This window comes from Pantoea sp. S61 (assembly GCF_016625145.1).
Lineage (GTDB): Bacteria > Pseudomonadota > Gammaproteobacteria > Enterobacterales > Enterobacteriaceae > Pantoea > Pantoea rwandensis_B.
In genome coordinates this window covers 30,179-51,407 of sequence record NZ_JACVUO010000025.1, presented here as the reverse complement: position 1 = coordinate 51,407, position 21,229 = coordinate 30,179, and the positions used below count along the sequence as shown (strand labels likewise).

12 protein-coding genes and 6 pseudogenes are annotated in these 21,229 nt (G+C 49.6%); 14 read left to right on the top strand and 4 right to left on the bottom strand.

Annotation, left to right across the window (positions count from 1 at the left end; genetic code table 11):
- Window positions 1–564 precede the first annotated feature (564 nt).
- On the top strand, window positions 565–753 hold the full coding sequence (locus IAE30_RS30165; RefSeq protein WP_234472876.1) for a hypothetical protein: 189 nt from the start codon (window positions 565–567) through the stop codon (window positions 751–753).
- A gap of 362 nt (window positions 754–1,115) precedes the next feature.
- Here the strand turns inward: IAE30_RS30165 and IAE30_RS27230 are convergent, their stop codons facing one another.
- Complete coding sequence (locus IAE30_RS27230; RefSeq protein WP_200681347.1) at window positions 1,116–3,137, bottom strand: hypothetical protein; 2,022 nt, start codon at window positions 3,135–3,137, stop codon at window positions 1,116–1,118.
- A 1,162-nt stretch (window positions 3,138–4,299) separates the two neighbouring features.
- Between IAE30_RS27230 and umuD the strand changes: the two genes are divergently transcribed.
- The 6 genes and pseudogenes from umuD to IAE30_RS27200 all read left to right on the top strand — a co-directional run bounded on the left by umuD (window position 4,300) and on the right by IAE30_RS27200 (window position 9,632).
- Window positions 4,300–4,749, top strand: coding sequence for a translesion error-prone DNA polymerase V autoproteolytic subunit (gene umuD / locus IAE30_RS27225; protein ID WP_200681346.1), 450 nt, complete (start codon window positions 4,300–4,302; stop codon window positions 4,747–4,749).
- A gap of 8 nt (window positions 4,750–4,757) precedes the next feature.
- Window positions 4,758–5,081 (top strand): annotated as a pseudogene (locus IAE30_RS27220) (DNA polymerase V subunit UmuC); the annotation flags it as partial.
- A 607-nt stretch (window positions 5,082–5,688) separates the two neighbouring features.
- Window positions 5,689–7,404 carry a group II intron reverse transcriptase/maturase gene (gene ltrA / locus IAE30_RS27215; RefSeq protein ID WP_200681345.1) on the top strand — a complete coding sequence of 572 codons (1,716 nt, stop codon included), beginning with the start codon at window positions 5,689–5,691 and terminating at the stop codon, window positions 7,402–7,404.
- A gap of 79 nt (window positions 7,405–7,483) precedes the next feature.
- Window positions 7,484–8,444 (top strand): annotated as a pseudogene (gene umuC, locus IAE30_RS27210) (translesion error-prone DNA polymerase V subunit UmuC); the annotation flags it as partial.
- 268 nt (window positions 8,445–8,712) lie between these two features.
- A complete protein-coding gene (locus IAE30_RS27205; protein ID WP_200681344.1) occupies window positions 8,713–9,339 on the top strand; it encodes a ParA family plasmid-partitioning AAA ATPase in 627 nt (208 codons plus the stop codon).
- A complete protein-coding gene (locus IAE30_RS27200; RefSeq protein WP_200681343.1) occupies window positions 9,336–9,632 on the top strand; it encodes a hypothetical protein in 297 nt (98 codons plus the stop codon). Before IAE30_RS27205 ends, IAE30_RS27200 begins: the two co-directional genes overlap by 4 nt.
- Before the next feature lie 148 nt (window positions 9,633–9,780).
- Here the strand turns inward: IAE30_RS27200 and IAE30_RS27195 are convergent.
- Window positions 9,781–10,449: pseudogene (locus IAE30_RS27195) on the bottom strand (tyrosine-type recombinase/integrase).
- Here IAE30_RS27195 and IAE30_RS27190 point away from each other — a divergent pair.
- Window positions 10,450–10,599 (top strand): annotated as a pseudogene (locus IAE30_RS27190) (VapC toxin family PIN domain ribonuclease); the annotation flags it as partial. It abuts the pseudogene before it with no gap.
- Window positions 10,600–10,639: 40 nt separating this feature from the next.
- On the opposite strand, the gene IAE30_RS27185 reads toward IAE30_RS27190, so the two are convergent.
- Window positions 10,640–11,518 carry a restriction endonuclease gene (locus tag IAE30_RS27185; protein ID WP_200681342.1) on the bottom strand — a complete coding sequence of 293 codons (879 nt, stop codon included), beginning with the start codon at window positions 11,516–11,518 and terminating at the stop codon, window positions 10,640–10,642.
- Window positions 11,519–11,856: 338 nt separating this feature from the next.
- On the opposite strand from IAE30_RS27185, the gene IAE30_RS27180 reads away from it, so the two are divergent.
- Both IAE30_RS27180 and IAE30_RS27175 read left to right on the top strand, forming a co-directional pair.
- On the top strand, window positions 11,857–15,969 hold the full coding sequence (locus IAE30_RS27180) for a triacylglycerol lipase (protein ID WP_200681341.1): 4,113 nt from the start codon (window positions 11,857–11,859) through the stop codon (window positions 15,967–15,969).
- A gap of 11 nt (window positions 15,970–15,980) precedes the next feature.
- Window positions 15,981–16,097: pseudogene (locus IAE30_RS27175) on the top strand (ISNCY family transposase); the annotation flags it as partial.
- 345 nt (window positions 16,098–16,442) lie between these two features.
- Here the strand turns inward: IAE30_RS27175 and IAE30_RS27170 are convergent.
- A complete protein-coding gene (locus IAE30_RS27170; RefSeq protein WP_200681339.1) occupies window positions 16,443–16,688 on the bottom strand; it encodes a DNA polymerase III subunit theta in 246 nt (81 codons plus the stop codon).
- Window positions 16,689–16,746: 58 nt separating this feature from the next.
- Between IAE30_RS27170 and IAE30_RS27165 the strand changes: the two are divergent.
- The 4 genes and pseudogenes from IAE30_RS27165 (at window position 16,747) to IAE30_RS27150 (ending at window position 20,953) form a co-directional block, all read left to right on the top strand.
- Window positions 16,747–17,427, top strand: a pseudogene (locus IAE30_RS27165) (SOS response-associated peptidase family protein).
- 484 nt (window positions 17,428–17,911) lie between these two features.
- Window positions 17,912–18,787, top strand: coding sequence for a RepB family plasmid replication initiator protein (locus IAE30_RS27160; RefSeq protein ID WP_234472875.1), 876 nt, complete (start codon window positions 17,912–17,914; stop codon window positions 18,785–18,787).
- An 883-nt stretch (window positions 18,788–19,670) separates the two neighbouring features.
- Window positions 19,671–20,372, top strand: coding sequence for a hypothetical protein (locus tag IAE30_RS27155; protein ID WP_200681338.1), 702 nt, complete (start codon window positions 19,671–19,673; stop codon window positions 20,370–20,372).
- Window positions 20,369–20,953, top strand: coding sequence for a hypothetical protein (locus tag IAE30_RS27150; protein WP_200681337.1), 585 nt, complete (start codon window positions 20,369–20,371; stop codon window positions 20,951–20,953). The genes IAE30_RS27155 and IAE30_RS27150 overlap by 4 nt, the downstream gene beginning before the upstream one ends.
- Window positions 20,954–21,229 lie beyond the last annotated feature (276 nt).

Here is a 21,229-nt window from a genome sequence, read left to right as displayed (position 1 = left end):
AGCAACAGGAGTAAGCACTTCCGGTCTGAGGCCGGCGATGTTGGATCCTGATAGCACGTCAGCTATTGCAATACTTCACACTGGTGTTGGCACGAGGAGTAACACACGCGATAAGCTTAGCGCCCAACGCACTTTTATTTACCAGGAAGCGCCTGATTTAACGGGGCGAAGTGCCGGTACGGTTACAATTTATTAAACGCCCTCTGGCTGGATGAACGTCCGGCAGACCATGCTTTGCTCGCCGATGAGCGGACCGGTGAGAAAGTCCGATTGCTGTTTCAGCATCGCGGTAAGACTGCCGGCGCCGCTATCCTCAACCGCACTGTAATACCGATGTTTTGCAAGCGTGCGGGTGTCCCTTTGCAAGACAGCGGCGGGACGATAACCAGTCACCGGGGACGGGCCTCAGCGGTGACCGCGCTGGATAGCTTCCCGCAGGGCATATCACTGTACGAACTAATGTAATGGACGGAGCATTCAACGCCTCAGTCCACAATGCGTTATCTGCGTATTTGCCCGACACAGCATGCCGTTTCATTTATAAAGGCAGACAGGATCGCGCACATGATAAGCGTGCTGATTGATCACGATCCCGAAGCCGCCAGCCTGACGGGACCTGCAACGTATTATGACCTAGGCTATTCGTACTGCTCGAATCCCTTCTGGAGCACCTATCAGCACCAGATTGCCTGCATTGGCTGTAATTTTAATCTGCTCAAAGACAGCGCGCGTGGGCTGATATTGGAAAGCTAAGCTTATGTCAGATGTTACTTTGAGGAAGTTCCGCTCACACCAGATGAGAGAGCCATTGTGGAACAGGACGCGGAAAAAAATTGAACTGGCTCTTAAAAGGTTGCCCCTAAAACCAGAAGGGTAAAACGGACCGCTTTGTGCCCAGGCTGTGTGAAAACCCTGACCTAAAACTGAAGTGCGCGCATCTACGCAAAATCTGGGAATGCTCGACTGATTAGCAGAGAAAATTTTACGTAGGAGCGCTGTTTTCAGCCTTCTTTTTGGCAATTTAAGCGACCAAAACAGTTTGCACACAGCCTGTGCCAGAGGCGGACGTTGATCATACAGTTTAAGGGCTGTCGATAAGCTACAAAATCCTCAGATTATCGTCGGCCATAAATCCAGCTTAATAATCTATTCTCAACTACTGTTAAAATCTTCTTATGGAAAAAGGCCAGATCTATTCCAACAGCGCTTCCTAAAAGTCCAAGTATTAGTGTAATTACTCCTGCAACATAAAGCACTGAGCCTTGTAATAATTCACTTTTTAAAAAATCTGGCTGGATATTATCGGGAATACCTTTAAGACCAGTAAAAGTGAGTGCTAATACAAGAAGAGTGGTAATAATCCACGCAACCATCTTTGAAATGATAGTAGAAAATTTCCTAACGCGTGTTTCAAGAATATTTAGCTGTGTTCGAGCCTTATCTGTCTCCTGAGTAGCTAATTTTATTTGATCACCCGTTTCGTTTATGATGCTATTAATCATTGCTTGGTGTTCTGTTTGTAATGTTTTTATCTCATTATCATATTTTTCAGTATGTTTTTTATTAATCGTGGCTACGACATCAAAAATATCTTCTTCCGAAAAGTCTTCCCCTACATCTACAGATACACGATGCACAACGCGTAAAAGATCGCTATCCCAACGGATGCGCAAGAAATCATCTTCGTTAATCCCCCCACGTTTTTGAAGACGTTCAAGTCTCTCAAGAAAAGCATTCCAAAACTTGTCATCTGTGTAAAGAAGGCTGTAAGCAGTAGATAACAACTGCTCCTGTGGAAGATTGCCATAAATATCAGGCCTTTTGAGCCAGAACATAGCAGTGATCCATTGCTCGGAAACAACTAAAGGGATAGCATCACGACCAAACTCATCTTTGAAAAAATCATACGCTAGCTTTTGAAGAGGAATATTACGTGTTACGAAAACACTGAAATTTTGATTTAGGTTATTAATTTGACGGCCTTCGCGAAGGTTATGTATACGCGAAATACATATTGTATCGTGATCATAATTTTTATTCGGGCTAAACCTGTTAGAAATTGAGCTTTGCAGCAATTCTTCATCGCACTGGAATTGTTTTTTAGTTTTGAAGCCCTGAATAATCTGAATGCCGAATCGGGCTATACTTGTGTCAAGTAGCTTTATTTCAGTATCAAGTCTTTCTGAATCATATCCTTCAGCCCTGAGCCACTCAAGAGTTTTAGTGTTGAATCTACCATAATATTTTCGACTCAAATCGCTTTTCCAAGCCTGCAGAAGGCCCTCTATTTCATCGTAAGTTCTGTCGAAAATGAAAATGCTGATTTGAAGCGATTGTAAAAGCTTGAGGAAATCACTGTAAGCTTCCTTTGCTTGCCTGCCACTATAACCTAGCAGGCCTAATACAATTGGCGAGTCTAGATATATAGTTATTCCGGCGTAGTATTTCTTATCTGTAGCTTTATCTGCATAGAATAAGTAATTAGCGAGCAGCATCCCTTTAACGCAACGACTGAAGTGTTCCAGCATGACTGGTTGATTTCGATGGATGTAACTTATGAATGAAGCGATGAGATGATCTGTATTCTTGATGCTTTCATTTAATTCACTTCGGCGATAAGCACGCTCACTAATTACACTACTTACATTGACCTCAATGAAACTGAAAATCAACTTTTCTGCTTCACTTTCAGTAAGAGTTTTTTCGAATTTTTCTTTAGTGAAGGTGATGAACTCCTTTTTAAGACTTATGAGAGAAACACTGACATCTTCTTGTTTATTTTCAAAGCCATTCTTCCATTCACTAATTTTTTCATGGCAGGGAATAAAGGCATGATTCTCCTTTATCAATAGTCCGCGTTTCCTGGCTCGAGTCATTAACACTTTGACTGCCGAAATAGGTGGTTTAAAACCGAAACTCTGAAGAAGACGCTCTTGAATATCGGTCTCGTTAATAACTTGCTTGCCTACTTCTGATGCTGTAACAGCGATAAATGGAAGAAACAGATCGATTTCATCCTGAATATCATCAGATTTGAGGGTCTCAAGCAGTGCAAGGTGCAGAAGAGGGCTTCTGATTTCTAATGCTGACATAGTGTATTGCGACATCCCAGAGATTTTGTTATTTAGATCAATCATCTCCCAACTCGCGGTTAACTTCCAGTACAATAAGAAGAATCTCATTAAGAAATAGTTGTGTTTGACCGGGAGATGCACCTCAGTTAGTTAACGCGCACAAATGTAAGTAATGCTCACTATAAAAGATATAAAAACATCACTTTTCCGCTTCTCGCTCAAAGCAGCCGGTCAACTTAAGCATGATTTTTAGTTGGCAATGACCACGTAATTTGCAAACGGGCAGTCAAGTAAAATGCAAATGGGTAGTCAAGTGAATGCAAATACCCAGTTAGAAGCATGACGGGGAAGGATGCCGGTATGGGGACAGTTTATTTAACCCCTGGTGAAATACGGAGCCTATAACCCGTACTGGCGAGCCTTAATTTAGCACAGCTGCGCACCTTCACCATCTGGCCGGGGCCCTGCATCCGTCCTGCCCCATAGTGTCTGCCGGGTGAGCCTGAATCCGGGGGGAGTGAAAAACGACGCCCAGCTGGTCGGCCAGCGTCTGCTTCACCGCCAAGTGCCCCGCCAGAAAATCCCAGACGATATCGCTGTCCAGCCCGCTGCGGTCACACAGCTGCGAAACGGAGACGTCGTGCTCAGCCAGAAGATAAGCGAGAAAGCGTACGGGAGAGGTGTGACCATCCAGAGGTTGCCCCGGACAATTAAAGGGAGGGTTTTCCAGATTCAGGCGATTCGCCTGCCCTACACAACGGGTCCGGAAAGAAATACCTGCCGTTAACTGTCAGCCCGCAACGCTCGCCGCAGTCACGGCTGAGGCGTACCGCAGCAGCGCGAGGAACGAACAGCCGTGCGAGGAAGCGTCATTTCACCGGAGCCGGCAGAGACTGCTTACGCACCCGGCCCGAGATCAGATAAAGCAGTTTAAGAAGCCCGGCCGCGGAAGGTCAGGCTGCTGGAGTACAGCCAGAGAACGCATCCATACGCATCTCTCCCCCGGCCTCATCATAGGTGATGTCCGGTCGGGTTCAAAAAAATTTTCGCCTGCCTCTCAGCCACATAAAACCGTTTACGGCACGTAACTGCATGTCTCCTCTTGCCATCTAAATCCCGCCCCTTAATACTGTATGTATAAACAGTATTATTATGAGGAGGATTTTATGCGCGACTTACATACAACACTCACCCGTCATCCTGTGTACATCCCGGGGGCAGCAACATGAAACCCGCGGCGTACGCTTCCGGCCTAGTGCTGCTTTGGCCACCCATATTCACGCCGCGCGTGCGCGTGCCAATGTTTGCTGACCCCTGCGCCGCCGGCTTTCCTTCTCCGGCGCAGGACTACGTCGAAAAAGAGCTCGATCTCAACGAGCTCTGCATTCGCCGGCGCGCGTCGACGTTCTTCGTGCGCGCCAGCGGCAACAGCATGCAGGATCTCGGCCTGTTTGATGGCGACGTCATGGTGGTTGACCGGGCAGAAGAGGCCGCGCACCACGACATCGTCATCGCGGAGGTAGACGGCGAATTCACGGTCAAGCGCCTTCAGCTGCAGCCTTGTCTTGCGCTGCTGCCCATGAATCCGGCCTACCCCGTCATCTATCCGGAGGAGCTGCAGCTGCTTGGCGTGGTCACATGGTTTTTCAACAGTACGCGTGCACGCCGGAGGTAACCATGCCTATGTTTGGAATAGCCGACGCGAACAAGTTTTACGCCAGCTGCGAGGCGCTGTTTAGGCCGGACCTGCGCGGCAAACCCGTGGTTGTGTTGAGTAATAACGATGGCTGCGTAATCGCAAGATCGGTCGGAGCAATCGCCATGGGTATCAAAATGGGTATGCCGTGGTTTCAGCTTAAAGCTCAGGAATACCCTGAGAAAGTTCACGTATTTTCAAGCAACTACGCCTTATATCACTCACTTTCGCAGCGCATTATGACAGCGCTGGAAGAAATGACGCCCCGGGTTGAACAGTATTCCATTGATGAAATGTTCCTCGATGTGCGACGAGAAAAGTCGCTTAAGTAATTGTTTCACTGAGAAATCAGAAAGGAACCTGATGTTCCGTCATCAGTAGCCTACTGGCACATGCAGGATCGGTAACGAGCCTGTGTGAAGCTGCCAGAACAACGTAGTCCGGCCTTTGGCCGCGTGGACACCGTGAGGTGAAGCGTTACCTGTGAGCATCAATACGGGTGGGACGCCAGGCTGAATGGCACGACCAACATAAGTGAACTGCTGTGAATCGCCGTTAACATTGACAAGCCAAAGATGCTGACAGGCTTGAACCAAAAAGGTATGCAATCGGCTGCTCTTTTGTCGAGTGGGAGCACACGGACATCACGATTGCCGGTGAAGAGGCAGGGTCTAACCCATTCTGTTACTTAAGCGAAACACGGTAAGCCCGTACTTCTGCCCACGCTGGCAGGCCGACCGCAAGGGAAGCTGATGGAAGTGCGGGTAAAGGAAGGTGGAGAAAGCGAAAGCCGCACTGTAATGGTGTGGACAGGGGTTGAGCCCCCGGGCGACATCATCTCACGCGAAAGCGGGCAGACTTCCACCGGGTCTTTCTTTACGGGATAACCCGTCAAACTTTCTTAAGAGGGAAAAGCAGATGACTACGCAGAATGTTACCTGCGCGGGTGCGCCCTCTCGCGAAACGGTTGCATGGCACAGTATTGACTGGGTCAGATGCTACCGGGAAGTGAGAAAGCTGCAGGCGCGTATCGTAAAGGCAACTCGCGAAGGGAAACACAGCAAAGTGAAAGCGCTGCAGTGGCTCCTGACGCACTCGTTCAGTGGCAAAGCATTAGCCATCAGACGGGTTACCGGAAATCAGGGTAAGAAAACAGCAGGTGTGGATGGCATTCTCTGGTCTACCCCCGCAGCTAAATCTCAGGCGTTGTTGACGCTTAAGCGGCGGGGATACTCTCCTCAGCCGCTCAGGCGCATTTATATTCCCAAAGCAAACGGTAAAAAGCGCCCGCTGGGCATTCCGACAATGCGCGACAGAGCGATGCAGGCGCTTTACCTTCTCGCTCTCGAACCCGTGTCCGAATCCCGTGCTGACCGGCGCTCTTTCGGTTTTCGTCCAGCGAGATCTACGGCCGACGCCATTGAACAGTGTTTCGTACAGCTGTCCAGAGGTACATCAGCTAAGTGGATTCTGGAGGGGGATATCAAAGGCTGTTTCGACAACATCAGTCAAGACTGGCTTCTGAAAAATATACCTGTGGATCGCGAGATCCTGGGAAAATGGCTCAGGGCCGGATTCGTGCAGGATGGACGTCTTTTCCCGACAGACGCAGGCACGCCTCAGGGCGGTATTATTTCTCCCACGCTGGCAAACCTCGTGCTGGATGGACTGGAGGGACGGCTGGAACAGACCTTCGGGAAAGTACGTTCCGTGGGTGGCGTCCGGATTAACCGCAGAGTTAATTTTGTGCGTTATGCGGATGACTTCATCATAACGGGACGCACTAAAGAACAGCTGAAACATGAAGTTCTGCCACTGGTCCGGAAATTCATGCAGGAACGGGGTCTGGAGTTGTCTGAGGAGAAAACCAGAATAACGCACATTGACGAGGGTTTTGACTTTCTAGGTCAGAACATACGCAAATACGGCGGTAAGTTGTTAATCAAGCCGTCAAAAGCAAGTGTCAGGGCGATTCTGGCAAAAGTCCGGGAAATGATAAAGGGCAACGGAACGATGAACCACAGCACGATGATAGGGAGGCTCAATCCGGTCATCCGCGGCTGGGCCAGCTACCATCAGCACGTCGTGGCGAAAGCGACGTATGTCTACGTCGATCATGAGATTTGGCGAACGTTGTGGCAGTGGTGTAAGCGACGACATCCGCAGAAAAGCAGTCGATGGATAAAAAGACGTTACTTCCACTCTGTGGGTAATCGTCACTGGGTGTTCGCAGCGGTAGAGGGAAAAAGTCAGGACGGGAAACCGCGGCTTAAAACTCTGCGTTCAATGGCGTCCACACCGGTGACGCGACACCGCTTAGTCAAGCTGGATGCCAATCCGCTCGATCCCGCCTGGGAAACCTATTTTGAGGAACGTGAAAGCATCAAAATGCAGAACTCACTCAAAGGCAGGAAGAAGCTGATTAATATCTGGCTTGAGCAGCAGCGTCGCTGCCCGATCTGTCAGGAGCTGCTGTCACAGGGGTCAGGCTGGCATCTGCACAGCATAGTTCCACGCAGCAGAGGCGGAAGTAACGCCAGCGCCAACCTGATCATGGTGCATCCTGCCTGCCACAATCTGATTCATACCTCTGAGCTCAGGGTAGAGAAACCGGCTCGCTCAGGCGGGCTTTGAAAGGCTTGAGCCGTATGAAGGGAAACTTTCACGTACGGTTCTTAGGGGGGAATGGGCCAGCAATGGCCTGTTTCTACCCGACCTGAACGGCATCGATGGCTGCGAAGACTTTGAGCACTTCGGCCGGCGCCTTCGCGCGCACGTGCTGGCCACAACGGGCCTGACCGTGGGCGTGGGCATGGGCCCGACAAAAACCCTAGTAAAATCAGCGCAATGGGCAAGCAAGGAGTGGAAGCAGTTCCGCGGGGTGCTTGCACTGACGACGGACAATCCGAAACGCACCGAAACGCTGCTCGCCAATCAGCCCGTGGAGGAAGTCTGGGGCGTTGGCCGGCGCATCGGCAAACGACTGAACGTCATGGGCATCACCAATGCCCTGCAGCTGGCGCGCGCGCACCCGGCCCTCATCCGCAGATGACTTCAGCGTGGTGCTGGAGAGAACCGTGCGCGAACTGAACGGCGAATCCTGCATTCCGATCGAGGAGTTGCCCCCGGCAAAGCAGCAGATTTGCTGCTCGCGGTCCTTTGGCGAGCGCATCACCTCTAAGGTAGCCATGCAGCAGGCGCTGTGCCAGTACGCGACGCGCGCGGCAGAGAAGCTCCGGGGCGAGCGGCAGTTCTGCCGGCGCATCAGCGTGTTTATCCGGACCTCGCCGCACGCCGTGAATGAAATATTTTACGGTAACACTGCCGGTGAGAAACTCCCCCTCCCTACTCAGGACACGCGTGACATCATAGAGGTGGCCATGCGCAGCCTGGACCGCATTTGGGTGGATGACCGGCGGTACATGAAGGCCGGCATCATGCTCGATGACTTCACCCCCAGTGGGGTCAGCCAGCTCGGCCTCTTTGAAGACGCGCAGCCGCGGATCAACAGCGCGCAGCTCATGAAGGTGCTCGACGGCATCAACCAGTCCGGGCTGGGCAACGTGTGGTTTGCGGGTCAGGGAATCAGTACGGAGTGGAAGATGAAACGGGAGCTGCTTTCCCCTGCTTGGACGACAAACTGGAAAGATATTCCTGTGGCATTTGTAAGATAAGGTCTGACGAACCAGTTCGATGAAGAAGCCGGTCGTTATAAGCGCTGCCCGTGATAAGCATTGCATCAGCAGTCTGGATTAGTTTGGCAGGAGTTGTAACCGCCTAATCGAGCCATTAACTATCCACAGCCGAAATCAATAACAACTTATTAAATTATTAACTTAACAACATTATATTAATCATCAAGTTATAAATTTAGAAATATCTTGTTAAGATAACAAGATGTGATTATGATAAGATCATAACTTATTATTTATAGAGGCCGTCATGATTATCGTATTAGGAAGTCAGAAAGGTGGAGTCGGTAAAAGTACACTTGCTGTATCGATTGCGTCATGCCTGAAGTCGCAGGGTAAGTCGGTCATAATCGTAGATGCAGATGACCAAAAATCTGTATTGACTTGGTATAACAACCGTTCCGAATCTCTTCCACACATTCCAGTTACCGGTGCCACAGGTAATATAAAAGCGATGCTTAAAGAACATGCAAAGTCTTATGACTATGTCATTGCTGATTGTGCAGGTCGTGATAGTGCTGAAATGCGAAGTGGGTTGATGTCAGCGGATGTTTTTATATCGCCGCTTAGACCCTCACAAATGGATTTAGATGTCGTCCCACACACATGCGAAGTATTTACCGCAGCTAAAGACTTCAATGAGAATGTAAGAGGGTTTTTAGTCCTCAATATGGCCCCTACGAATATGTTTGTTAATGAGGCACATCAAGCAGCTGAAGTGTTAGCTGATTATCCTCAGATGCAGCTAGCCACATCCCGCATATGCGATCGTAAAGCCCATAGAGATGCCTGGGCAGAGTCCTTAACTATCTATGAAACGCAAAATGACAAAGCTCAGGAAGAGATCTCAGCATTGGTTAAGGAGTTAGTATTGTGAGGAACAGAGCAAACACACCACCTAAAGACGAGAGCGCATTCATTAACGGCGGTACTGCAGGACTCAGTGTGGTTACTGAGAAGAAAATGTTAGCGAAAAGTAAAGCTAAGCCCGTGAGCATCTCGTTTGCAGATTCCAATCTTCAATCAATTGATAACTGCATTCGTGATGAGATGAACAACTCCGGACTGCGTGTAAACCGTTCGGATGTGGTGAGAGCGGCAGTTATGGCTTTCGAAAAACTGAGTGAGCAAGAGCGATCAAAGCTGATTAACTCAGCAAAGTTACAGTAAGGTTATCTTACTACCTTAATATCTTGTTATCTTGTTATCTTGTTATCTTGCTATCTTGCTATCTTGCTATCTTGCTATCTTGCTATCTTGCTATCTAAATAGACTAGCAAGATAACAATCCGACAAACAATTAACCTTATAATAATATTCACTTTTTAAGCATTGCCACAGTCTCATTACCCGGCATCTGAAACTGCACCTTGTTTCTAGCTGTCACGTCCAGCGCAAACACTCTTGTGTAGATCTCCGTCGACTTCGCGCTTTTTTGTCCGAGCAGACTCTGCAGCGCCTTAAGCGGCATGCCGGCGTAAAGCATGTGCATGGCGTAGCTATGCCGGAAGGTGTGCAGGGTAACCAGTACCTAGAAACGGCCCCCCTCTGACGCCGCCGCTTCGGTGGCCTCGTTCAGCCAGGTGCGCGCCGTGCGGTCGGTGATGTCCCACAGCCGCACCCGCTCCGTGCGCCCCGTCTTTTCGCCCCGGCGCTCAATGGGTATGAGCAGGGTGGCGATCATCATCACCAGTTGCGTCACGCACTGCGCGTTGGACAGAGGCACAAGCCGGTGGGGCACGACGCCGGCGGCCCGGTGCTCCGCCTTATCCTCGCGCTGCTTGAGCGTGGCCAGCTTCACGAAAGGGTACTGCTGGCGCAGCAGAAAGTCCCCTCTTGTAAGCGCGAGCGCCTCGCTAATGCGCGCGCCGGTGTTCCACAGCGTGGTAAACAGCATCTTGCGGCGCAGGCCGGGCATGAAGTGGAGCAGGGCGCTGACCTCCGGTGCCAGGAGGTACTTCGGCAGGTCATCGACCATCGCGGCCATCTGGCGCTGCGGCTGGCCGGAACGCCGATCGGCCCGAACGACACCGCGATCGCCGGGCACGCCATCGCCGCCGGCGCCGTGCTGGTGACGAACAATGTGAGAGAGTTTGAGCGGGTGCCGGGGCTGGTTATTGAAGACTGGCCGAAGTAAGCCACGCTATTCTGGGGAGTTTCCTGTCTCACCCGACAGGTTATTCCGGCGTGCCGAGTATTTTCTCCTTAAGAGTGTAGAGCCTATCGAACTCAGCATAAGGCTCCCCGGTTTCAGCCGCATGGCGGAGCTTGGCTTCCAGCAGGTCGGGCAGAGCGATACCGTGACTGAGCGAATGATAAAGATCATAACCACTGACACAGATCACCCGTTTTCCTTTCCCGAAGGCCGCCAGACCTTCATCAGTAAACCCCATCCAGCTGATGAACACGCCCCGGGCCCATTTTGCCTTGGTGCTGAGTTTCCCTTCGAATACGTGTAAATCTGCCGCCGGCGTTCTCTTTTGATTCCACTTTGCTTCCATCAGGTAAAAGTCATCATTCAGTCGGAAGCTGCCGTCAATCTGTTCACCCGTGTTACGGAATGATGAACGTGGGGCAAGCTTAAAAGTAGCGAACAGTTCAGCAAGCCAAGCTTCAAACCGGAAACCCCGGGGATGGGGGGCCAGTGATTTCATCGCGTTCATTTCGGCTATCAGTGAAGGCCAGTCAACACCGTTCCAAACCTGAACAGGTCTGGCACCTTTGGCGATATCTTTATCAACGTTTTCCAGCCGGGAAATCAGTGCGAGATAGTCATTGCGGCTTCGTTCGGCTTGCTCAGGTATAGACTCCATTTTGTGCTGCCAGAGGGCTCCAAGAACCCGCAGGGCGGTCTCGCGATCCACCTGTTTGAGCAGACATCTGACCCGTTTGGCTTTTGAGGTTCCCTCCAGTTGATAACGTTCATCATCAATATCAATGTTCAGCTCTTCATCAAAAAAAGCCGACAGCGTACGGTTGGAGAAATCGAGTATCCAGCCGGCATCGCTCTCAAACACGAGATTGAACAGTCTCAGTTCCTGCATTTTCAGTTTCACGCCAGCCTCCTGTTTTTTCACAGTATAACGGGATGAAAGGGCCGGCGGTAAGGGGCAAGTACCTTTGCGGCAGATTTTGCGTGTTCCTACTTTGCCTCTACGGATCTGCGGAAAAACAGTGAGAAACTCACTGCTACGCGCTAGCATGGATTTATTCTGGGCAAGAGAATGTGTCCGAAAGAGTATCTTTGGCGCTTTCCCGGCGCCGTGCGCATGCGCAGCGCGAAGCTACCACCGAATTTGCACTGGGTTGCGGATCTGATGCTCCTATTCATGACCGGCACTCACAGAGCCAGCCAGCCAGATAAAACTAAACCCGTCAGACCAGAGGGAACTGCATGTCAAAGATTCATCACATGGCCGGAGACAGAGAGGCAGGAAAGCACGTCATCTTTATTCACGGGTTAGGCGGGAACTACAAAGAAACATGGTCCTGCAGCAGAGAAAAAAACGTTTTCTGGCCAGTTTGGCTTGCAGACAATAAATCCGATGTATGCGTCTGGTCAGTAGAATACGAGTCAAAGGTGACTTATTTCATTGACGATGCGATGTCATTTAAAGACCGGGCGGCGAATATCGCCGAAAATCTGTTCATTAAAAAAGAGTTAAAAACCGGAGAAATAATTTTTATCGGTCACAGTATGGGTGGACTGATAATAAAGCAGCTGATCAGGATAGCTGAAGACCGCAAATCTTTCAGAGATGAAGCGAACCAACTTTTGTCCAGGGTAACTGGGACTGGATTTATGGGTACCCCGCATACCGGCTCAGACCTGTCCACAATCGGCAATAGTCTGCCTGTCAGATTGGTAATGAACTTAATTAAGTTAAGCCCGTCAGCCGCTACACTTTATTTATACAGGAACAACCCTGACCTGAGAGAGCTTAATGTATGGTTTCGTGACTGGGAGCGTCAGTATAAAGTTCCAACTCTGAACCTAGGCGAAACCAAGAACACGGGTTTTATAGGCTGGATAGTAAAACCTGACAGTTCAGATGCAGGGCTCACCGCACATATGATACCGGTTGACAAAGATCATAAAAGCATCTGCAAACCTGACGATCGTGAAGACCTGGTCTATCAGCTGATTGAGAATTTTATTTTTAAGGAAAAAACTGACCGCCAGACTTTATGGTTGAGGGAAAATACGGGAAAGCATTATAGCGGCTGGTCAGGGTACGGTAACTGGACCGGTCCGAACAACGAAGCCGGTTACATAGTTGATGAAAAAGTTAAATTTTCTGTATCCAGTAAAGCACCAGGAGAAATAATAGGCGCCCTCAAAATCATTGACTCTGTGCGCAACCGCCTGAGAGTTGCTGGAGCATCGATAAGACTGGTGGGGCTTTCCGGCGTCGGTAAAACTAGGTTTGCGCAGGCCCTTTTTGAGCCCGATACCGGGCTTGCTCCGCTTCCACAGGAGTCGGTGTTTTACACTGATACAGCGCGAAATCCGGACCCGGTGCCTGCGGCATTGCTTGAAAAGCTTGTATCGAGCGGATTTAGGGCAGTCCTGATAGTGGATAACTGTGGATCGGACCTACATAAAACGCTCACTGAACAACTGGAAAAAGATACTGGCTTTGTCAGCCTTCTGACTATTGAGTATGACATAAGGGAAGATATCCCAGAGAACACTGACGTAATAATTATGGACGCAGGTTCAGATGAGCTCATAAAAGAATTAATAAAAACTAATTACAAGCATATTGGCTTGAACAATATTCATAAAATTGCCGATTTTTCAGGCGGAAATGCGCGGGTAGCTATAGCCCTTGCATCGGCGATCGGCCGGGATGACGACATATCCAGATTAAAGAATCGGGAGCTATTCCACAGGCTCTTTAATCAGCGGCATGCAGCAGAGGAGGGAATACAAAGAAGTGCAGAAGCTCTGTCCCTCATTTACTCCTTCCAGCTAGAAGCTGAGAAAGGCAACAGCGAGGAGCTTGACTGTCTGAGCCGGCTGTCCGGCATCAAATATGATGATTTGCTACGCAGTGCAAGAGAACTTAAACGCAGAGGGCTTGCGCAGACTCGGGGCATATGGATGGCTGTACTTCCGCACCCTATTGCGAACGGTCTGGCTCAGCTGGCTCTGGAGAACATGTCGCACGCAAAAATTTCGGAGCATATTAATCCAGGTTTGACGCCCCGCATGTTCAGTTCGCTAACGCGTCGCCTGGGTTATTTAAGCAACTCAGCGGAAGCATATTCATACGCCCAATCGCTTCTGGCACCTGATGGCTTATTTCAAACATATCTTGTAAATTTACCGATTGCCAAAAATTCAGCGTATACCCAGTGCTTCACGCTGATTTCCAATATTGCACCCATTGCCCAGTCAGAAACCCTGGATTTTCTGAGGCGCATGGCTGAAAAAGACGCGACATTCTGCACCCGTGAAAATCCTGCTGTCATCACCATCACCCGCCTGCTTCGTTCACTGGCCTATGAGAGCAGATATTTTTACGACAGCGCTTCCATGCTTTATCATTTCTTGCTCAGCGAGAAGAAGGATGAAAAGACTAATTCCGTAAAGGATATTCTCAGCAGCCTTTTTTACGCTCATCTCTCCGGGACGCATGCTTCTCCCGAGCAACGGTTAAGTTTCATAAAGGAACGCATTCAAAATCCGCGGCGGGACATCAGCATAAACCTGATTGGATGCATGCTTAAGACCGGCAACTTTGTTTCTCACCTCGGCTTCGATTTCGGCTCCAGCGTCAGAGATTATGGCTATAATCCACAAAGTTATCAGGAATACGAGAGATGGTTCCTCGGCGTATTAAAGTTTACTGATGAGACAGTCAAAATGTTTCCAGACTGGCAATCTGATATAATAAAGCTGTTAACGAATCACCTTCGCGGGCTATGGATCATCGGCATTGACTCCGTAAGGCAAGCTCTATACGACATAATAATCAGAAATCTGGATAACAAAACTTCTCCTGTTATCTGGAGTGCGGTTTCCATGGCTTTAAAGTTCGATGATGAGAAAAACTCTTTTGATGGAAAAGATAAACTCATAGAACTTGAAGCCGCAGCAAGCCCGGACACATTTGAAAAGAAAATCGAGTTATTTTTATTCTCTGATGAGCATTCTTTTTTCGGTCTGGAAGACAATAACCAACAGGATAACACAAAAAAACTTGGCTACGAGATCGCACTGGAAAAAACAGCCGCCCTTGCGGATGAGTTGTTAGGTAAATCCAGAAAGATAATCAGAGAAATTATATCAAGATGCCTAACTGAAAAAGGGAATGATTTCCGCATGTGTGAATTTGCTGTAAGGATCAGCAGTAATACTGTGTGCCGGGAATTTATTTTCCAAAAGTTAAAGGAAAACCTTTCTGATCCAGATTTCGGCAGGCTGAATATGGCATTCATCTGCAGTGCATTTGCTGGCCTTTATCGCGAAGACAGAATTCTGGTAGATGAATTACTTGATGAATATGTTGATAACCCACTCACCATGACTCTTTACCCTGCACTTCAGATATCCGTCCCTTTAGACGAGAGTGCTGTAAGAAGAATCAAATTACATCTATCCAAAGAAGGGGCTGATGCAACGTCATACTCAGCCATCGCTAATGGGCAGCGACATGCTTTGCTCACTGACGATACTCTTATTGATTTATTAAACGCATTACGGTCCTGTAATAATGGCTATAAATGCGTGCTTGATATCCTCGACATGAGGATTAATTATCACTCATTAAAAAGTTATAATCCATCGGATGATATAATCAGATATTCTCAGGATTTCATTTATTTGCTATTGAGTCAGGATAAGTATGAAAACTCTCATCACTTTGAAACTCTGGCCAAACGAGTTTTTAAAAACGCTTCAGAAGAGAAACTTCACAAATTAGTTGAGGCAATATTTTTCTGCTCCAGTCTGAATATATACTCATTTGATCTGCATAAAATCCTCAGAATAGTCATCAGTGAAAAGTTTACGATCATACTGAACCTGCTTTCTTCCCAGGAGGGTAAGCTAGACGAGGAGGTAGCGCAGAGTTTGTCGTTTATGCTGTATAACTATCCGCTGGAAGAAGGCGAATTAAACCCCGAGGATGTTCTGGCGTGGGGCGAGAAGGATCCCGACACGCGGTTCAAATATATTGCAGAGCTTTTAGTGCCATATTCCCAGGTCGAGGGCGTCTATACCTGGACAGGACTGGCAAAATCAATGCTGTTTAGATGCAATAACGTTGAAGTTGTTCTGGAAAAAATGGTGCAAAATTTTAGCCCCGCGGTAAGACCAGATGGTTGGTCAGCAAAGATGGAAATACAACGCGCCCTGCTGACAGAACTGCAGACTTCTGAACGGGTTGAAATTTCCACCGCAGCCAGTCGATTGCTGGTGCAGTTTGACCGGAGCATTGATCAGGAAAAAGAAAGCGAACGTCGTGAGTTCAGTGACAGGGAAGAGCGTTTTGAATGAGCTTTACGCTGGCAGGCAAATCCGACGACGCCGAAGCCTTCGTCAGCAACCTGGCGCAGAGAGTGCTGAAGCATGAGGACGAACTGATGACGATAGCACAGCAGTTGGAGCAGAAAGGGCTTGAACAATCAGACTGTTATCAGCTTGACAGGGCTGATCGAAAACGACCTGAAACAAATCCACCACTGACAGAAAAAGGGTTATTGAAACCATTCCCGGTGAACTGACGGCGCCGCTCAGACGCTGACGTCCTGTCTGTCGGCAGGAAGACGCGCGCTGCTCGGCTGAAGACCGCGTGGTGCGACCGTAATTACCTGACTGAGCTGACCGGCGCGATCGTGATGGCGGGACTGTATATTGCTGGGCTCGCGATGAGAGGCATTATACCGGGATCTTTTGCCTCATCACATCAGAAGTCAAACGAGCCCCTGACCGGGGGCTTCTGTCTGTATCTGCCCCGGCCGTTATCCCTTTCATTCCCCCTTTGGTTCTTTCTGATAAACCGGATCGGCCCCGCGCGGAAACTTCAGGGCCAGATTCCGGTAATGCTGCAGGCGTTCCCTAAAGTAATCCCGCAGCGCCTCCGGCTGCTCCCTTTCAACTTCAGGCGGGAAAACGGGCAGATTAAGGCGCTCTTTATACGCCACGCCTGAGGCGGCCAGATCCACGTTCATCCTAGCGCGCTCCTCCGGGCTCCGGGCAGCTAAATTGTGTGACATGGTAAATCCTCCTGACGTCAGTCAGTATATCCCGCTATCCTTAAAGCAGGAGGTGTCTATGTGCGGACGATTTGCGCAGTGCAGGAGCCGTGATGAATATTTTGACGCGCTCGGCCTGAAGCCGGACGAAATTATTTTCGATCCTGAGCCCATCGGCCGGTACAACGTGGCGCCGGGTACGCGCGTCCTGTTCCTTAACGAGCAGGAGGACGCGCTGCGGCTTGACCCCGTATTCTGGGGCTACCGTTCGGAGTGGTGGGATAAGCAGCCGCTCATAAATGCCCGCGGTGAAACGGCGGCGAGCGGCCGGATGTTTAAGCCTTTGTGGCACCATGGACGCGCCATTGTGCCGGCTGACGGCTGGTTCGAATGGCAGAAAGAGAGCGCAAAAAAGCAGCCGTTCTTCATTTATCACAAAGAAAAGCAGCCCCTGTTTTTTGCCACCATCGGTAAACAGCCGTACGGTCAGGAGCACGGCAAAGAGGGATTTGTCATTGTGACGGCTGCCAGCAGTTAGGGTATGGTCGACATTCACGACAGACGTCCCCTGGTGATTTCTCCTGACGCCGTTCGTGAGTGGTTGAGCCCCGATACGTCACCCGAACGGGCGGAAGAAATAGCCCGTGACGCGGCGCTGCCGGAAAAGGCGTTCACGTGGCACCCGGTCAGCACAAAGGTGGGCAACATACACAATCAGGGCAGGGAGCTGGTTGAGCCCGTCCGGGACGGTAAAAGCTGAGCTACAGGGCTATTTATGGCTTCATTTGTGTCCTGCATTATTCAGTCGGGTTTCTCATCCACTAACTCATCCGGCTCCCCTCGCAACTGCTCAATAGCAAAGAGCAGAGGGACATCCTTTTATTTTGTCGATCAATGCTCGCTATGATGGATGACCGCTGCTGTTTACGTAGAACTGAGCAAGAAAGTTTGAACGGGCATGCATACCCTGTACATATTTATCGTGTGAGTTATTCACTGGATAGATTAAATAATAGGATCATATAAGGATCAAAGTTAGATCAATAAAGATTAGGATCCTTGCTAACCCACTGTTTTCGCGGGTCTCAGAGGGGAGCGATACACTGTGCCGGGGGGTACATACACTGTGCCGGGTGAATTATCCACTGTGCCGGGTAAATAGTACACTGTGCCGGGTGGTATTGATCCACTATGGCGGGTACTATTAAGATCTTACCCCCACTGGTCATCAATGAATAATATCTATGGATAACAGTAACTTAGGGTTGATAATCAATGAGGAAGCGAAAAGTTCGGGTGAAGTTATACATCTGATCCCCAATCTTCGTCAGACAATCCAGCCAAAAGTTTTGCTCCGTCTGGGAGTCTTTGTACCCACTCTTAAATCCACTGGAAAGGGTGGGAGAAAGAACCATAGCGTTGATGCAACCGACTCCCTGTCCAGATTATCCATTGTAGAGGGTGAGGGATATAATCAGATTCAGATTTACGGGCCAAGACTCGACATGGACACTGATTTCAAGGTCTGGGTCGGTATTGTCTATGCCTTATCCACTAAGAAGATGGATAGGGACCATCAACTGGAGCTCAATTTTGCTGACTTTGCCAAATACTGTGGTTTTGATACCAAGCGCATTGATAAGCAGCTTAAAGAGCGCTTTGACGCCTCTCTCACGCGCATCGCACGTACTAACATCAGCTTTGTAAAGTCAGTACCCGGCACAGACGATCGTATTACCATCAACATGCACCTTGTTGAGTCGACCTACTACGACAGCAGCACGGGTAAAATATTCATCAAGCCCAACCAGAAACTCAATACACTGTACCGGGTAGATGGCAAAACACGCCTCTACCTTAAAGCATTACAGGTATTGTCCCGGAAGGAATCTGCCCAGGCATTGTATCTCTACCTGGCAGAACTGCCCCCTAACTTCTATCGCATTGGTTTTGACCGGTTACGTGAGCGTCTCCAGTTGACATCACACCTGGGTAATCAAAACGCCACGATTAAAAAAGCTTTACAGCAGCTTAATGATATTGGCTTCCTTGAATATTCCGTTGAAAAAGAGGGCGGCGATTACGTCCTCAACATCCTCAAACGGAATCCAAAACTATGATTTACCCGGTATAGTGGACATCCACTATACCGGGTAAATTACCCTGTACAGAGCACGGCGACCTTCCTGGAAAATGATGATCATAGTCTGCTTGTTCTTACCCGTTTAATCTCTCTCCTGATCCTTCCCAGCTTCAATGGATTGCGGGTTTTAACTCCCCGTTACAGTGGATGCGGGTGACCACATGCAGATTTTAAAACCTGGCCATTGGCTACTGATTCTGGAAGCCCCCTGTCCTGAATGCTACATAATTTCGCCAGATTCATTTATATGTTTGTTTGTACTTACTTTCTTATTCTGGTTAATGTTTTCGAATGTTTTATTATTCCGTTACTCGTAATACTTTCGCGTCATCCACTGTAACGGGTAATCATAAGAGACATCCCTATACACTATAACGGGGGAAAATAAAGGGAGGCTTATCCACTGCACCGGGTAAATAACTTTGCATTAAGTTCTACATGCGGCGTGCGCCCGTTACAGTGGATAGCGTGCCTGCCCCTTGGCCTGACTAGAGATAAGATGACTACGTCATGCAATTCAGAGAGCGATAAACCGGATGAAACTCCACTATACCGGGTAACCCGCATCCGGATGATCCACTGTACCGAGTAGATAAGTGAACATTCATTATCGTGAAGAGTGATACTAAATATGGAAGGATTAAATCGATCGTCTTCAGCATCGTTAAGGATCCTCAGCCGGGCAGCCCTCCGTCTGGGCGACGCTTGCGCCACGCAGGCTGTAATGTGAAAATTTCAGCTTAATACAATCATCTTTAAGGATCTGAGGCCGGTAACCTGCAGGCGACAACGGATAGCGACGGTTCGGGTATGAAAATAATGTTACCGGACCGCCGGCAGCAGAGGAAGGGAAGCAGACAGTGAAGCTCTATGAAAACGTGGTCATCGGTAATTTCCTTTATGGACTGGGCATTTCTGTGGGCGCGCAGCTGGGCGGCAACGTTCTACCGGGCTCGGTCAACCTTCTCCAGCAGACGCCAGAAGACAAGGCGCTGGGTGACGTTCTGCTCTCCTTCCCCGGCACGCTGCGGCTGATTGAGTTCAAGTCCGCGTCTAGCCGGTCGGGTAAAGAGGAGGCCCGCTTCAGAAAGCTCTCGCATACGCTGACGTGTAATAAGGCACTGACGCCGCTGTCGCACCGGATCCACTGGTACGTCGAGACTAAACCAGACGCACAAGCGGGCGTAAAAACCTACTTTTCGAGCTACCTCAGCGCACTTTCCCTGCCGGCCCGTCAGGCTGAGCCCCTGAACCTTGAGCGCTTTATTGCACAGACTACGCGCAGCATCTTTTCGGCTCAGGATGACGATCCGGAGGCCGTCGGTAACTACCTGAAACTGGTCCGGTGGTGCCAGGGGGTCGATGAAGAGAGCGGCGCGGGCGCGCTGATCGTCGTGTGCGACGGTAAGGGCAACCTGCGGTATGCAGAGCTGAAAAACATCATGGAGCTGTCGATGACGCATGAAAAATGGCTTGAGTACAGGCAGGATACGGAGCGTCAGACAGAGCTGAACATAGCGCAGACATTTGAACATGACAGAGGGAGGGAGCTGAGCCTGTGAAAAACACCAACGCCGTCAGCGAACACGACATACGCCTGTTTTTTGATGCCGCAGACCGGCTCCTTCAGGCGGCAAAGCAGCAGGGATCAACGGCAGAGAGAGCTACGTCAGCGCTGCTTAAGGTCACCGCCACGCATGAAAGACAGATGCGGGACGTGAGTGAGGAGGTCATCAGTGCCGTCACGTCCATTGCCGGGTCAACCGCGCAGGAGTCTGCCAGGCTTCTGGCGGGCCACTTCCGCGAAGCCGACCGGGCAGCAGAGAAGGCAGCCGAACGCTATGAGCGCGCCTGCCGGTCGCTTGGCTGGCGCAACTGGCTCTGGTTTCTGGCCGCGCAGGGGATGATATGCGTGACGGCCATCACGCTTATTGTGAGGCTTGTTCCCTCGATGGATGAGATACAGGCGCGTCGCTCAACGCTCGCACAGCTGCAGGAGCAGACGGAAGGCTTGCCACTGTCCTGGACAAACTGCATCACCGCTGACGGTAAAGACATGCGGTGTTTCCGCACGGACGATAAGGCAGGAAATTTCACGTCGAAAGATGGCAGTACCTGGCACGTTCCATGGCGCAAACAGTAGCCGCTGCAGGTTTTCAGGGATAAACGCACCGGCTATCTGTCAGAAGATGGAGACAGATGGTCAGAATTGGTCAGCTCTCACCGTGCAGGACACCTCCGATAAGGCGGTTATTCAAGCTTTGCATCTATGATGCCATGAGAAAATTGCCTTATGCCTTCCCGGTGGCTTTTTTGTATGAGCAGCATAAGTATAATTACGCCACACATAGTCAAAAAACATCACAATATAATACTTTCCCGAAGCACGTTTCTGGCTCGGATAAAATAAGGATATTGA